This is a genomic window from Cellulomonas sp. NTE-D12, from assembly GCF_027923705.1.
Taxonomy (GTDB): Bacteria; Actinomycetota; Actinomycetes; order Actinomycetales; family Cellulomonadaceae; genus Cellulomonas.
Genome location: NZ_AP026442.1, coordinates 437787 through 451230 on the forward strand (window position 1 = coordinate 437787; position 13444 = coordinate 451230).

The window sequence follows — 13444 nt, forward strand, 5'->3', positions numbered from 1 at the left end:
GGACCGGGACCTTCCCCAGCGTGAAACACTTCTGGTGCATCCATCGCGTCCCCACGTCGCGCATGCCACGTCGCGCATCGCAGGCAGCAAGGACGCCGTCCCGACGAAGCAGGAGAAGCAGCGATGCCCATCGCGACCACCGAGGTCTACGCCGAGCTGATCAACCGCGCCAAGGCCGGCGGTTTCGCGTACCCCGCCGTGAACGTCACGTCGTCCCAGTCGGTCACCGCGGCCCTCCAGGGCTTCGCGGAGGCCGAGAGCGACGGCATCATCCAGGTCTCGGTCGGCGGCGCGGAGTACGCCTCCGGCTCGACCGTCAAGGACCGCGTCGCCGGTTCGCTGGCGCTGGCCGCCTACGCCCGTGAGGTCGCTAAGGGCTACCCGATCACGGTCGCCCTGCACACCGACCACTGCACCAAGCAGAACCTGGACAGCTGGGTCCGCCCGCTGCTGGCCCTCGAGGCCGAGCAGGTGAAGAACGGCCAGGAGCCGACCTTCCAGTCGCACATGTTCGACGGCTCGAACATCCCGCTGGACGAGAACCTGGTCATCGCGGCCGAGCTGCTCGAGCTGTCGCAGAAGGCGCGCACCATCCTCGAGATCGAGGTGGGCGTCGTCGGTGGCGAGGAGGACGGCCACGCGGCCGAGATCAACGACAAGCTCTACACGACCCCCGAGGACGGCCTGAAGACCGTCGAGGCCCTCGGCTTCGGCGAGAAGGGCCGCTACCTGACGGCCCTGACCTTCGGCAACGTGCACGGCGTCTACAAGCCTGGCGCCGTGAAGCTGCGCCCCGCGATCCTGGAGGAGATCCAGAAGGTCGTCGGCGCCAAGGTCGGCAAGGACAAGCCGTTCGACCTGGTGTTCCACGGCGGTTCCGGCTCCACGGCCGAGGAGATCGCGGCCGCCGTGAGCTTCGGCGTCGTGAAGATGAACATCGACACCGACACGCAGTACGCGTTCACCCGCCCGGTGGTCGGCCACATGTTCAGCAACTACGACGGGGTGCTGAAGGTGGACGGCGAGGTCGGCAACAAGAAGGCGTACGACCCTCGCGCCTGGGGCAAGCTCGCCGAGGCCGGCATGGCGGCCCGTCTGGTCGAGGCGGCCCAGCAGCTCGGCTCTGCGGGGCACAAGCTCTGAGGTCGGTCTGACGACGACGAAGGCCCGGGACCTGATGGTCCCGGGCCTTCCTGCGTCGGTGGTGTCTCGCAGGCCGGTCCGGCGGCCGCGAGCAGCGGTCAGGCGGTCGGTGCTCCGTCGCCGAGCGGCTCGAACGGGGCGCTCTGGTCGTCGTCGACGATGTCGAGGAGCTCGCCGATCCGCGTCACCTCGAGCAGGAACCGCACCGTGGGAGGCACGCGGAGCAGCCGCACCCGGTGCTGGCTGCGGATGGACAGCCGGGCGAGGAACGCCACGCCCGAGGAGTCCATGAAGGTCACGTGGTGCGCGTCGACCTCGATCGGCAGCCCGCGCTGCTCGGCCTCGGACGTCGCCTCGGCCAGCTCGGCACCGAGATCGGCGTCGACCTCGCCCGACAGCACGATGCGCGTCCGGTCCGCGCCGACGATCACCTGGACGGCGCCGGGCTCCCCGACGACCTCCTGGGCCTGGGCCTGCTCGTCCGGCGTGGGGCTGTTAGCGTCTCGCACGATGCTCCTTCCGGCCGGACGTGCTGGGCTGCTGTCGCTGGGTCCCGCGGCACGTGCTCCTGGCGCGAACGCTAGACGATCGGAGGTGATGGTGGTCAATCTACCGGCCACCTCGCACCCGGCGGTCCCCGGCGCGGGCGAGAGCACCCAGGAGCTGGTGGCGCGGGCGGTCGCCGCGAGCGACATGCCGATGCTGGTGCTCGACGCCTCTGTCGACGGTCTGGCGGTCCTGTGGGCCAACCCTGTCGCGTCGATGCGTACGGGGTACGCGCTCGATGCCATGCGGGCGGCGCCGCGCGGCCTGCTGGCCGACCCGCGCGTCCGGCTGCTCGACGGCGCCGAGGGGCACCTCGACGAGGCGCTGCGCGGCCGGCGGCCCGTCGAGCTGTCCGTGGAGGTGCGCCGTCCCGACGGGACGGTGCTGATGTGCTCCGCCCGGCTCGCGCCCGTGCGCGGCGGACCTCGCACCGACGTGTGGGTGGCGGTGCTGCGGGACATCGGTGGTGAGCTGTCGCGCGAGGCCCGGCGGGCCGAGGAGGTGGCCGAGGAGCGGCGGGAGCGGCAGGCGCTGTCCGTCGTCGCCCAGGTGTCCGACCTGCTGGTCGACGTCGACGACCCGCACGCGCTGGGCGAGATCGTCGCTCTGCTGCGGTCCACGACCGTCGACTGGGCTGCGTTCTACCTCAACGACGGCGGTCTGCGAGCCGCCGACGGCATCGAGCCGGACCGTCCGCCGACGGGCGTCGGCCGTCGGCACCTGGCCCCCGACGTGCCGGCCGACCGTGCGGCACCCGCCGCCGAGCTGGCAGCCGACCCGGTGCAGCAGCTGCTGGACGGCCACAGCGAGCGGCCGGTCGAGCTCGACGTGTCGGAGGGTGCCGGGCACGTGCCGGGGAGCGCCAGCGACTGGCTCGCGCGGCACGGTCGGCCGTCCGACGGCGAGCCGTACGTCGTCGTGTACCCCGTGTCGGGCCGTCGCCGGGTGATGGGGCTGCTGGCGGTGCGCGGGCGTTGCGGCTCCGGGCTCGCCGGGCTGGACGCCTCCACGCGGACGGTGCTGGAGCTGACGGCGCGCCGGGTGGGTCTCTCGGTGGACAACGTGCGGCTCTACGAGCGGGAGCACCGGCTGGCCGAGGCGCTGCAGCGGGCGATGCTGCCGGAGCAGGCCGAGGTCGAGGGCCTGGACGTGTGGACGTACTACGCGCCCAACTCCGCCAACGTGCAGGTGGGCGGCGACTGGTACGACGTCCTGCAGATCACGTCCGACGTGGTGGGCGTGGTGATCGGCGACGTGGTGGGCCACGACGTGGAGGCCGCGGCCACCATGGGGCAGCTGCGCTCGGTGGTGCGCTCGTACGGGTTCGACGTGACCGTGCCGGGGCCGGTGCTCGAGCGGGTGGACCAGCTGGTGGCCGGGCTGCGGACGCCGCGCTCGGCGGCGCTGGTGTTCTCGACGCTGACCAGGGCGGACGACCGGTGGGTGCTCGCCTACTGCCGTGCCGGCCACCTGCCGATGCTGCTGGTGCGGCAGGGCCATGCCCGTCCGCTGTCCGACGCCGGCGGGCCGCTGGTCGGGTTCGGTGGCGGTGCGCGGTCCACGGCCACCGTGGAGCTGGAGCCCGGCGACGCCCTGGTGTACTTCACGGACGGGCTGATCGAGCGGCGGGACCGAGGGCTGCGCGAGGGGCTCGCGGCGCTGGTCGACGCGGCGGGAGCCGTGACGGCCACGGACGCGGCCGGAATCGGGGAGGACCTGCTGGTCCGGCTCGCCGACCAGCCGGAGGACGACGTCGCCGTCGTCGTCGTCCGCGTGCCCGACGCCGCCGAGGTGACGGACTCCCGTCCCAGCCCTCGTCGTCGGCGCTGGGCGCTGCCCAACGAGGCCGCGTCCATCGGCCGGGCCCGGCACGCGGTGGTGCGCACCTGTCAGGCCTGGGACATCGCCGACTCGGCGAACGCCGAGCTGGTGGTGTCCGAGCTGGTGGCCAACGCCGTGCTGCACGGCTGGGGCCGGGTGGCCCTGCAGCTGTACGACACGGGCGACGGCCTGCGGATCGAGGTCGAGGACGCCAACCCGACGCCGCCGGTGGCCACGGACGGGCACCCGGGTCGCGTGGGCGGGTTCGGCATGCAGATCGTCGAGCGGCTGTCCGACTGGGGCTGGCGCCCGGCGCGCGGCGGCAAGGTGGTGTGGGCCAAGCTGCGGCCGGGGTCCCTCCCCGAGACGGCGACGAGCTCGACGACGAGCCGCACGGCCGACTGAGGTCAGGCGTTCGGGCGCTGGAACGTGGACGTCGCCACCGAGTCGCCGCAGTCGTGCTCCGTGTCGATGCGGAACATGTCCAGGGCGCCGCACACCTCGAGGACGAACAGGTCCCGGGGGTCGGCACCGCGCAGCACCGTCGCGCCGCCGCGCTTGCGACCGGAGTCCGCCAGCGAGATGAGGAACGCCGCGCCGGTGGAGTCCATGAACGTGACGCGGCACATGTCGATCACCAGCAGCTGCCGGCGAAGGCCCACCACGCGTGCGGTGATCTCGGGGAACTGGTCGCGTTCCGCGAGGTCCAGGTCGCCGGCGATGGTGAGCGTCGTCGTCGCCGCGGACGTGGAGATCTCGATCACGACGGGCTCCTCCGGGTCGGGCGGTGGCCCGGTGCGACGGGCAGTGCTCCGTGCGACTGTAGGTCGGACCCTCGTCGCGCGCGAGCGGGGACCGCCTCGGGTCGGGGTCCCAGGTCGCCGGGCGATAACCTCGTGCGGGAGACGGGCCCGCTGCCGCCCGTGACCGTGTGGTCCACCTACCTGCGAGGCAGCGCGGAACGGGGACAAGCATGCCTGCCGTCGTGGTGCTCGGGGCCCAGTGGGGCGACGAGGGCAAGGGCAAGGCGACCGACCAGCTCGCCGCGCGCACCGACTACGTCGTGAAGTTCAACGGCGGCAACAACGCCGGCCACACCGTCGTCGTCGCGGGCGAGAAGTACGCGCTGCACCTGCTGCCCTCCGGCATCCTCACGCCGGGCGTCGTGCCCGTGATCGGCAACGGCGTCGTCGTCGACCTCGAGGTGCTGTTCCAGGAGATCGACGCGCTCGAGCAGCGCGGCGTGGACACGTCGGCGCTGCTCGTCTCCACCGCCGCGCACGTCATCCCGCCGTACAACCGCACGCTGGACAAGGTGACCGAGCGGTTCCTCGGCAAGCGCCGGATCGGCACCACCGGCCGCGGGATCGGCCCGACGTACTCGGACAAGATCAACCGCATCGGCATCCGCGTGCAGGACCTGTTCGACGAGCACATCCTCACGCAGAAGGTCGAGGGCGCCCTCGACGGCAAGAACCAGCTGCTGGTCAAGGTCTACAACCGCCGCGCGGTGACGGTCGAGGAGACCGTCGAGGACCTGCTGCAGTACGCCGAGCGGCTGCGCCCGCACGTCGCCGACACGCCCCTGGTGCTCAACCGGGCGCTCGACGAGGGCAAGACGCTGGTGTTCGAGGCGGGTCAGGCGACGATGCTCGACGTCGACCACGGCACCTACCCGTTCGTCACCTCGTCGTCCGCGACCGCCGGCGGCGCGTGCACCGGCTCCGGCGTCGGGCCCACGCGGATCGACCGCGTGGTGGCCGTCGCCAAGGCGTACACGACGCGGGTCGGCGAGGGCCCGTTCCCCACCGAGCTGCTCGACGAGGACGGCGAGTGGCTGCGCACCACCGGCGGCGAGTACGGCACCACCACGGGCCGGCCGCGCCGCACGGGCTGGTACGACGCGGTCGTCGTCCGGTACGCCGCCCGCGTGAACGGCCTGACCGACCTGGTGCTGACCAAGCTCGACGTGCTGACGGGCAAGGAGAAGATCCCGGTCGCGGTCGCGTACGACGTGGACGGTCGCCGGGTCGACGAGATGCCGGCGGACCAGTCGGACTTCCACCATGCCAAGCCCGTGTACGAGTACCTGGACGGGTGGACCGAGGACATCACGGGCGCGCGCACGTTCGAGGAGCTGCCGGTGGCGGCGCAGCGGTACGTCGAGCACCTCGAGCAGATCAGCGGCGTGCGGGTGTCGTCCATCGGTGTCGGACCGGGCCGCGAGGCGACCGTCGTGCGGCACGAGCTGCTGGACTGACCGCACCCGCTGCACCGACCGCACCAGCTGCACCGACCGCACTCGCTGGACGGCGCCGGGCGGCCGCCGGGGCGGCCGTTACGCTCGGCCGTCGTGGAGATCCTCGTCGTCGGCACCGGTGCCCGTGAGCACGCGATCGTGCGTGCGCTGTCGCTCGACCCGGCCGTGACCGGCCTGCACGCCGCGCCCGGCAACCCGGGGATCGGCGCGCTGGCGCAGCTGCACCCGGTGGACGTGCTCGACGGTGCCGCGGTGGCGGCGCTGGCGACCGAGCTGAGCGTGGACCTCGTCGTCGTGGGCCCCGAGGCGCCCCTGGTCGCGGGCGTGGCGGACGCCGTGCGCGCGGCGGGGATCCCGGTGTTCGGACCGTCCGGTGCGGCGGCGATGCTCGAGGGGTCGAAGGCGTTCGCTAAGGACGTGATGGCGGCAGCCGGGGTCCCGACGGCGGCGGCGCGGGTCGCGACGACGGTCGACGAGGTGGCGGCGGCGCTCGACGAGTTCGGCGCCCCGCACGTGGTGAAGGACGACGGGCTGGCCGCCGGCAAGGGTGTGGTGGTCACCTCCGACCGGGACGCCGCGCTGGCCCACGCCGCCGAGTGCCTGGCCAAGCCGGGCGGCCGCGTGGTGGTCGAGGAGTACCTCGACGGTCCCGAGGTGTCGCTGTTCGTGCTGAGCGACGGCGCGGACGTGGTGCCGCTGGTGCCGGCGCAGGACTTCAAGCGCGTCGGGGACGGCGATGCCGGGCCCAACACGGGCGGCATGGGCGCGTACTCGCCGCTGCCGTGGGCGCCGGCCGGGCTGGTGGACGAGGTCGTCGAGACGGTCGCGAGGCCGACGATCGCCGAGATGGCGCGGCGGGGGACGCCGTTCGCCGGTGTCCTGTACTGCGGGCTCGCGCTGACCAGCCGCGGGGTGCGCGTCGTGGAGTTCAACGCCCGGTTCGGCGACCCGGAGACGCAGGTGGTGCTCGCCCGCCTCCGCACGCCGCTGTCCGGCGTGCTGCTGGCGTCCGCGACCGGGCGGCTCGGCTCGATCGAGCCGCTGACCTGGGACGACGGTGCGGCCGTCACCGTGGTGGTCGCCTCGCACGGGTACCCGGTGCAGGCTCGCAGCGGCGACCCGATCACCGGGATCGCGGACGCCGAGCAGCTGCCGCAGGTGCATGTGCTGCACGCCGGGACGGCGCTGGACCAGGACGGGCACCTGGTGTCCGCGGGCGGCCGGGTGCTGTCGGTGGTCGGCAGCGGAGCCACGCTGACCGCCGCGCGCGAGGCCGCGTATGCCGGTGTCGCCGCGATCGACCTGCCCGGGTCGCACCACCGGTCGGACATCGCGCTGGCAGCGGCGCAGGGCGTCTGAGCGCGACTCCCCGCCTGCGTCAACAAATGGTTGACGCAGGCGTCCACGTCAAGCAATGATTGACGCATGACGACGTCCGACCCGACCCGTCCCACCCTTCGCGAGCACCTGGCCGCCGCGCTCGACGCGGCCGAGCCGGACCTCGCCGCCCGGCTCGAGCACGAGCCCGGCTCGCACCTCGACCTGGTCCGCCTTGCTCGGGCCGCGTACGACGAGACCGGTCAGCTGCTGGTCGCCGCCGTCGGCTCGGCGCGCTCGGCAGGGTGCACGTGGGAGCAGATCGGCGACGTGCTGGGCATGACGCGGCAGGCCGCGCAGCAGCGGTACGGCCGGCGGGACGAGCTGCCGGACCCGGCGGAGTCGACGGCGGAGGCCGCGCCGCACCGGCGGCAGCTGCTGACGCCGCTGACGGCGTTCAACGAGATGCGGGTGCTCGAGCGCGCGGGCCGGTACGGCTGGCACGCGGTGGCCTACGGCCCGCTGTTCTTCGAGGTCGAGGAGTCCGACCAGCAGTGGGAGCACCACCGCTCCTACGTCGGCGCGGGGCCCCTGCGGCCGGGGGACGGCTGGCAGCGCATCGGGACGATGTGGTTCCCGTGGGTCTACTGGAAGCGGCCGCTGGGCGTGGCGCCGCTGCCCGGCCTGCGGGACGTGCGGGACCTGCTGCTGCCCTGACCTGGGTCGTCGTCCTCGGGTCCCGCTCCCGGCAGTCGCACCGTCGCCCGGCGCTGCGCGGCGGACGGCCGTGCGGCGCCCGCGACGCCTGGGGGAGGATGACGGCCATGGCGGATGCGGTGGACCTGACCGGCTGGACGCACGCGTACTCGGGCAAGGTGCGCGACCTCTACGTCCCGGCGGAGGACCCGTCGGGCGCGGCGATCTTCGAGCGGTACGGCGACGTGGTGCTCGTCGTGGCCAGCGACCGGATCTCCGCCTACGACCACGTGCTGAGCCCGGGCATCCCCGGCAAGGGCGTGGTACTGACCCAGCTCAGCCTGTGGTGGTTCGAGCAGCTCGCCGCGCTCGTGCCGAACCACGTCGTCTCCACCGACGTGCCGGCGGCGGTGGCGGGCCGGGCGATGATCTGCCGCCGGCTGACCATGTTCCCCGTCGAGTGCGTCGCCCGCGGGTACCTCACCGGCTCCGGGCTGGTCGAGTACCGCACCAACGGTCAGGTGACCGGCATCCCGCTGCCTCCCGGCCTGGTGGACGGGTCACGCCTGCCGGAACCGATCTTCACGCCCGCCACCAAGGCCGAGTACGGCGAGCACGACGAGAACGTGCCGTTCGCGGCCGTCGCGGACCTGGTCGGCCGGGACGCCGCCGCAACGCTGCGCGACCTGACGCTGGCGGTCTACGCCCGTGCCGAGCAGATCGCCCGCGAGCGCGGCGTGATCCTCGCGGACACCAAGCTCGAGTTCGGCACCGACCCGGTCACCGGGCAGATCACCCTCGGCGACGAGGTGCTCACCCCGGACTCCTCGCGGTTCTGGCCGGCCGACGAGTGGGAGCCGGGGCACGCGCAGCCCAGCTTCGACAAGCAGTACGTGCGCGACTGGCTGACCTCGGACGCCTCCGGGTGGGACCGTGCCGGCGACGCCGAGCCGCCGCAGCTGCCGGCGGAGGTGGTCGCGCGGACCCGGGACCGGTACCTCGAGGCGTACCAGCGCATCACCGGGTCGCCGCTGGTGGTGCCGGAGGCCTGACGACGACCCGTTCGGCGGGCGGACGCCCCGATCGGCTCGTGGGGACCCCGCTCTAGGATGGGCGCCGACCCCCGTTCGCCACGCCCGTCTGGAGCTGCTGTGGGACTCGTCGTCGTCGACGTCATGCCGAAGCCCGAGATCCTCGACCCGCAGGGCAAGGCCGTCGCCGGCGCACTGCCGCGGCTCGGGTTCGCCCAGTTCGTCTCGGTGCGGCAGGGCAAGCGGTTCGAGCTCGAGGTCGACGGGCCGGTGACGCCCGAGGTGCTCGAGGCGGCGGCCGAGGCCGCGCGCCAGGTGCTGAGCAACCCGGTGATCGAGGACGTGGTCAACGTGGCCGACGCGGAGGCCGAGGGCTCGTCGACCGCGGCAGGGGCCGACGCCTGATGACGCGCATCGGTGTGGTGACGTTCCCCGGGACGCTCGACGACCGGGACGCCGCCCGTGCCGTCCGGCTGTCGGGTGCGGAGGCGGTGCCGCTGTGGCACGCCGACGAGGACCTGCACGGCGTGGACGCCGTGGTGCTGCCGGGCGGCTTCTCCTACGGCGACTACCTGCGCGCCGGGGCGATCAGCCGGTTCGCGCCGGTGATGACGTCGATCGTCGAGGCCGCCGGCAAGGGGATGCCGGTGCTGGGCATCTGCAACGGGTTCCAGGTGCTCACCGAGGCGCACCTGCTGCCCGGGTCGATGGTGAAGAACGACCACCTCCACTTCGTGTGCCGGGAGCAGCAGCTCGAGGTGGAGAACGTCGACACCCCGTGGACGCGCGAGTACACGCGCGGCGAGGTGATCACGGTCCCGCTGAAGAACCAGGACGGGCAGTACGTCGCGGACGAGCACACGCTCGACGAGCTCGAGGGGGAGGGCCGTGTGGTGTTCCGCTACCGCGGCTGGAACCCCAACGGCTCTCGCCGGGACATCGCCGGCATCTGCAACGCGGCGGGCAACGTCGTCGGCCTGATGCCGCACCCGGAGCATGCGGTGGAGCCAGGCTTCGGGCCGGACGGTGCACGCGGACCGCGGACGGGGACCGACGGGATGCGGTTCTTCACCTCGGTGCTGCACACGCTCGTCGGCTGACGCCGCTGGGTGCGGGGCCGCTGTCACGCGGCCGCGTGCGGCTGCCCGGGCGCTACTTCGACAGCCCCGCCACCAGGTTGACCAGCAGCGCCAGGATCACGGTGCCGAACAGGTAGGACAGCAGGGCGTGCACCTGCGCGGTGCGGCGGAACGCCGACGCCTTGAGGTCGGTGTCCGAGATCGCGAAGCTCATCCCGACCGTGACGGCGATGTACGTGAAGTCGGTGTAGCAGGGCGGCTCGCTCTGGTGGAAGTCGATGCCGCCGTCCGGGCCGGTGTAGTACATCCGTGCGTAGCGCAGCGCGAACATCGTGTGGATCGCGGCCCACGACGCGAAGATCGCCGCCAGCACCGTGGCCATGCCGAGGGCGCCGGCCTTCTTCTCGGCGCCGGTCCAGACCAGGACCACCCCGGACAGGCTCGCCATCGCCGCCGTGAACACGATGACGTGCGCCGCGATCCGCTCCGGCTCCTCGCGCGTGGCGTGCGCGGCGGTCTCCGTGGCGTTCATCGGCACGATCACCAGCCACGTCCACAGGGTCGACAGGAGGCCGGTGGTCGCCCAGGCGCCCATCAGGGCCGCCACGGCCGAGCTCCACGTGAGCGCCAGGCCCACGGCGACGCCCGCGACGGCGGAGACTGCGATCCGGATACCGGGGCGCACGTCGAGCCACCCGCTGAGCCGGCGCAGGCGGCGGCTCTGAGCGGGATCCGTGGAGTGGTGGTCGGCCATGGGAGCAGTCAACCGCCTGCCGGCCCGCGCGGCCCGCGGCGGGCCGGGTGCCGGGCTGGCGACCGGCCTAGAGTCGTGAGCAGGGCCGCCGTGCCGGTGGCCGTCACCCCTTCACCCTGGAGTCGCCATGACCGATGCGCCCGAGTCGACGTCGTCCGCCCCGCAGCCGACCCAGCCCACGGCTGACGGTCAGGAGCCCGCCGAGCTGCACGAGGAGCCGCACGACGCGAACGTCGGCTCGCGGCTGAACTGGCTGCGCGCCGGGGTGCTGGGCGCCAACGACGGCATCGTCTCCACGGCCGGCATCGTCATCGGCGTCGCCGGCGCGACCACGTCGGTGACTGCCATCGCCACCGCCGGCATCGCCGGCATGGTCGCCGGCTCCCTGTCGATGGCCGGCGGCGAGTACGTGTCCGTCAGCACCCAGCGCGACACCGAGAAGGCGCTGCTGACCAAGGAGCGCTGGGAGCTGGAGAACATGCCGGACGAGGAGCTCGAGGAGCTCACGCGCCTCTACGAGGCGAAGGGCATCTCGCGGCGGGTCGCCGAGGAGGTGGCGCGCGACCTCACCAGGAACGACGCCCTGCGGGCGCACGCGGAGACGGAGCTCGGCCTCGACCCGGACGACCTGACGAACCCGTGGCACGCCGCCGGGTCGTCGTTCATCTCGTTCGCGGTGGGCGCCCTGATCCCGCTGGTCGTGATCCTGCTGCCGATCAACGGTGCGCGGGTGTGGGCGACCGTCGGCGCGGTGATCCTCGGGCTGATCCTCACCGGGTTCCTCAGCGCCCGGCTCGGCAAGGCGCCCGAGGGTCGGGCGATCCTGCGGAACGTCGGCATGGGCATCCTGACCATGGCGATCACCTACGCCGTCGGCAAGATCTTCGGGACGACGGTGGCCTGACCCGCCCCGCGGGACGATCCGCGGGGGTCACGCCACCGCTCGCCGGGCGACCGGTCTGTCAGCCGCCCGGTCAGCCCGCGGAGCCGGCGGCGTCGAGCGCCTGGGACAGGTCGTCGACCAGGTCGTCCACGTCCTCCAGGCCGACGGACAGGCGGACCGTCGACTCGGCGATGCCCACCGCCGCGCGCCCGGCGGCACCGAGCTTGCGGTGCGTCGTCGTCGCCGGGTGCGTGACCATCGACTTGGCGTCGCCGAGGTTGTTGGACACGTCGATCACCCGCAGGGCGTCCAGCACCGCGAACGTGCGGCGCTTGGCCTCGTCCCCACCGGCACCCTCCGGCACCGCCAGCTCGAACGTCACCACGGTGCCGCCGCCCGTCTGCTGCGCCAGCGCGAGCTGGTGCTGGGGGTGCGACGGCAGGAACGGGTAGCGGACGCCGGCGACGGCCGGGTGCTGCTCCAGCCACTCCGCGAGGCGCAGCGCCGACGCGGCCTGGTGGCGCACCCGCAGCGACATCGTCTCGAGCCCCTTGAGCAGCACCCAGGCGTTGAACGGCGACAGCGACGGACCGGTGTTGCGGATCAGGGTGCGGACGGGACCGTGCAGCAGCTCCGTCGACCCGAGGATCGCCCCGCCGAGCACCCGGCCCTGCCCGTCGATGTGCTTGGTGGCGGAGTAGACCACCACGTCGGCGCCGTGCTCGAGCGGGCGGGAGAAGACCGGGGTGGCGAAGACGTTGTCGACCACCACGACGGCGCCGGCGGCGTGCGCCAGGGCGGACACCGCGGCGATGTCGACCAGGTCCTGCATCGGGTTGGACGGCGTCTCGAAGAAGACGACGTCGGCAGGGGTGGCCAGCGCGGCCTCCCACTGCTCCGGCACGTGGCCGTCGACGTAGTCGGTCCGCACGCCCCAGCGGGCGAGGATCTCGTCGAAGATCACGATCGACGAGCCGAACAGGGCGCGGGCGGCGACGATCCGGGAGCCCGACGAGACGAGCGCGGCGAGCGTGGTGAACACGGCGGACATGCCGCTGGACGTGGCGACCGCCGCCTCGGCACCCTCGAGCAGGCGCAGGCGCTCCTCGAACGTCGACACCGTCGGGTTGCCGTAGCGGGAGTACTGGAACCGGTCGGCCTCACCGGCGAAGGCCGCCTCGGCGTCCGCCGACCGCTCGTAGACGTAGCCCTGCGTGAGGAACAGCGCCTCGGACGTCTCGTCGAAACCCGAGCGCACCAGGCCGCCGCGCACGGCGAGCGTGTCGGGCCGCAGCCCGGCCCGGTCCACCCGGCGGTCGTCCCAGTCGGCAGGTCCCGGGACCCGGCGGCTCACGCCTGCCGCCACGGCAGGCCGTCGGCGCGCCAGCCCGTGTGGCCACGCTGCCCGTCCGGGCCGACGTCGCCCTCGAAGCCCTGCAGCACGTTGTGCACGGGACCGTAGCCGGCGGCCTGCGCCGCGAGCCCCGCGGCGACGGACCGCACGCCCGACCGGCACAGGAACACGAGGTCCCGGCCGTCACCGGGCTGCACGCCGGCCAGCGCCAGCTGGTCGAGGAACTGCGGGTTCACCGCGTGCGTGGTCCCGCTCAGCCACTCGACGAACACGGGCTCGCGGCCCAGGTCCGCCGTGTCCGGCACGCCGATCTGCTGCCACTCGCCGGCCGTGCGGACGTCGACCAGCACGGCACGCTCGTCGGACGCGAGCAGGTCCCAGGCCTCGCGCGGGGTCAGGTCGTCGATGTCGCTCATGTGCTCCTCCATCGGTCCCGGCGGTAGCACCCGTGTCCGGTCCGCGCCGTGGGGCGTGGTCCGCGGGTTGCTGCGGCGTCGTCGATCCGGGTCTCTCGGCCGCTCTGGATGGTGGCGCGATGCTATGCCTCGCTCCGAGGGCCG

General features: G+C 73.3%; 14 protein-coding genes. 9 read left to right on the plus strand and 5 right to left on the minus strand.

The features are described 5' to 3' along the window. The first annotated feature begins 123 nt into the window (after positions 1-123). Positions 124-1143 (plus strand): class II fructose-bisphosphate aldolase, encoded by a 1020-nt coding sequence (gene fbaA, locus QMF98_RS01985; RefSeq protein WP_291761274.1) that lies wholly within the window; start codon positions 124-126, stop codon positions 1141-1143. Between the two features lie 98 nt (positions 1144-1241). Here fbaA and QMF98_RS01990 read toward each other — a convergent pair whose 3' ends face one another. Further along, on the minus strand, positions 1242-1652 hold the full coding sequence (locus tag QMF98_RS01990) for an STAS domain-containing protein (RefSeq protein ID WP_337974414.1): 411 nt from the start codon (positions 1650-1652) through the stop codon (positions 1242-1244). Between the two features lie 88 nt (positions 1653-1740). Between QMF98_RS01990 and QMF98_RS01995 the strand changes: the two genes are divergently transcribed. Further along, positions 1741-3915 carry an ATP-binding SpoIIE family protein phosphatase gene (locus QMF98_RS01995; RefSeq protein ID WP_337974415.1) on the plus strand — a complete coding sequence of 725 codons (2175 nt, stop codon included), beginning with the start codon at positions 1741-1743 and terminating at the stop codon, positions 3913-3915. A gap of 2 nt (positions 3916-3917) precedes the next feature. Here the strand turns inward: QMF98_RS01995 and QMF98_RS02000 are convergent, their stop codons facing one another. Further along, positions 3918-4274, minus strand: coding sequence for an STAS domain-containing protein (locus tag QMF98_RS02000; protein ID WP_337974416.1), 357 nt, complete (start codon positions 4272-4274; stop codon positions 3918-3920). Positions 4275-4483: 209 nt separating this feature from the next. Here QMF98_RS02000 and QMF98_RS02005 point away from each other — a divergent pair, with 209 nt between their 5' ends. The 6 genes from QMF98_RS02005 (at position 4484) to purQ (ending at position 9914) form a co-directional block, all read left to right on the plus strand. Continuing rightward, positions 4484-5770: an adenylosuccinate synthase gene (locus QMF98_RS02005; RefSeq protein WP_337974417.1), complete on the plus strand. Its 1287-nt coding sequence runs from the start codon at positions 4484-4486 to the stop codon at positions 5768-5770. 93 nt (positions 5771-5863) lie between these two features. Continuing rightward, positions 5864-7129, plus strand: a complete 1266-nt coding sequence (gene purD, locus QMF98_RS02010; RefSeq protein WP_337974418.1) for a phosphoribosylamine--glycine ligase — start codon at positions 5864-5866, stop codon at positions 7127-7129. Between the two features lie 66 nt (positions 7130-7195). Then, complete coding sequence (locus QMF98_RS02015; RefSeq protein WP_337974419.1) at positions 7196-7804, plus strand: hypothetical protein; 609 nt, start codon at positions 7196-7198, stop codon at positions 7802-7804. Between the two features lie 107 nt (positions 7805-7911). Continuing rightward, complete coding sequence (locus QMF98_RS02020) at positions 7912-8835, plus strand: phosphoribosylaminoimidazolesuccinocarboxamide synthase (RefSeq protein WP_337974420.1); 924 nt, start codon at positions 7912-7914, stop codon at positions 8833-8835. 99 nt (positions 8836-8934) lie between these two features. Then, on the plus strand, positions 8935-9219 hold the full coding sequence (purS, locus tag QMF98_RS02025; protein WP_291761290.1) for a phosphoribosylformylglycinamidine synthase subunit PurS: 285 nt from the start codon (positions 8935-8937) through the stop codon (positions 9217-9219). Beyond that, entirely contained in the window at positions 9219-9914 is a 696-nt protein-coding gene (purQ, locus tag QMF98_RS02030) for a phosphoribosylformylglycinamidine synthase subunit PurQ (RefSeq protein ID WP_337974421.1), read from the plus strand. The genes purS and purQ overlap by 1 nt, the downstream gene beginning before the upstream one ends. A gap of 52 nt (positions 9915-9966) precedes the next feature. Here purQ and QMF98_RS02035 read toward each other — a convergent pair whose 3' ends face one another. Next, positions 9967-10647 (minus strand): DUF1345 domain-containing protein, encoded by a 681-nt coding sequence (locus QMF98_RS02035; RefSeq protein WP_337974422.1) that lies wholly within the window; start codon positions 10645-10647, stop codon positions 9967-9969. Positions 10648-10774: 127 nt separating this feature from the next. On the opposite strand from QMF98_RS02035, the gene QMF98_RS02040 reads away from it, so the two are divergent. Beyond that, complete coding sequence (locus QMF98_RS02040) at positions 10775-11551, plus strand: VIT1/CCC1 transporter family protein (protein ID WP_337974423.1); 777 nt, start codon at positions 10775-10777, stop codon at positions 11549-11551. 70 nt (positions 11552-11621) lie between these two features. On the opposite strand, the gene QMF98_RS02045 is transcribed toward QMF98_RS02040, so the two are convergent. Next, positions 11622-12884, minus strand: a complete 1263-nt coding sequence (locus tag QMF98_RS02045; RefSeq protein ID WP_337974424.1) for an O-succinylhomoserine sulfhydrylase — start codon at positions 12882-12884, stop codon at positions 11622-11624. Further along, positions 12881-13300 carry a rhodanese-like domain-containing protein gene (locus tag QMF98_RS02050; protein ID WP_337974425.1) on the minus strand — a complete coding sequence of 140 codons (420 nt, stop codon included), beginning with the start codon at positions 13298-13300 and terminating at the stop codon, positions 12881-12883. Before QMF98_RS02050 ends, QMF98_RS02045 begins: the two co-directional genes overlap by 4 nt. Positions 13301-13444: the final 144 nt, after the last annotated feature.

What these genes read in the sequence shown, in the direction of transcription:
- fbaA (WP_291761274.1), top strand. Translation starts at nt 124, where the DNA reads ATGCCCATCGCGACCACCGAGGTCTACGCCGAGCTGATCAACCGCGCC.
- QMF98_RS01995 (WP_337974415.1), top strand. Translation starts at nt 1,741, where the DNA reads ATGGTGGTCAATCTACCGGCCACCTCGCACCCGGCGGTCCCCGGCGCG.
- QMF98_RS02005 (WP_337974417.1), top strand. Translation starts at nt 4,484, where the DNA reads ATGCCTGCCGTCGTGGTGCTCGGGGCCCAGTGGGGCGACGAGGGCAAG.
- QMF98_RS02015 (WP_337974419.1), top strand. Translation starts at nt 7,196, where the DNA reads ATGACGACGTCCGACCCGACCCGTCCCACCCTTCGCGAGCACCTGGCC.
- QMF98_RS02020 (WP_337974420.1), top strand. Translation starts at nt 7,912, where the DNA reads ATGGCGGATGCGGTGGACCTGACCGGCTGGACGCACGCGTACTCGGGC.
- purQ (WP_337974421.1), top strand. Translation starts at nt 9,219, where the DNA reads ATGACGCGCATCGGTGTGGTGACGTTCCCCGGGACGCTCGACGACCGG.
- QMF98_RS02035 (WP_337974422.1), bottom strand. Translation starts at nt 10,647, where the DNA reads ATGGCCGACCACCACTCCACGGATCCCGCTCAGAGCCGCCGCCTGCGC.
- QMF98_RS02040 (WP_337974423.1), top strand. Translation starts at nt 10,775, where the DNA reads ATGACCGATGCGCCCGAGTCGACGTCGTCCGCCCCGCAGCCGACCCAG.
- QMF98_RS02050 (WP_337974425.1), bottom strand. Translation starts at nt 13,300, where the DNA reads ATGAGCGACATCGACGACCTGACCCCGCGCGAGGCCTGGGACCTGCTC.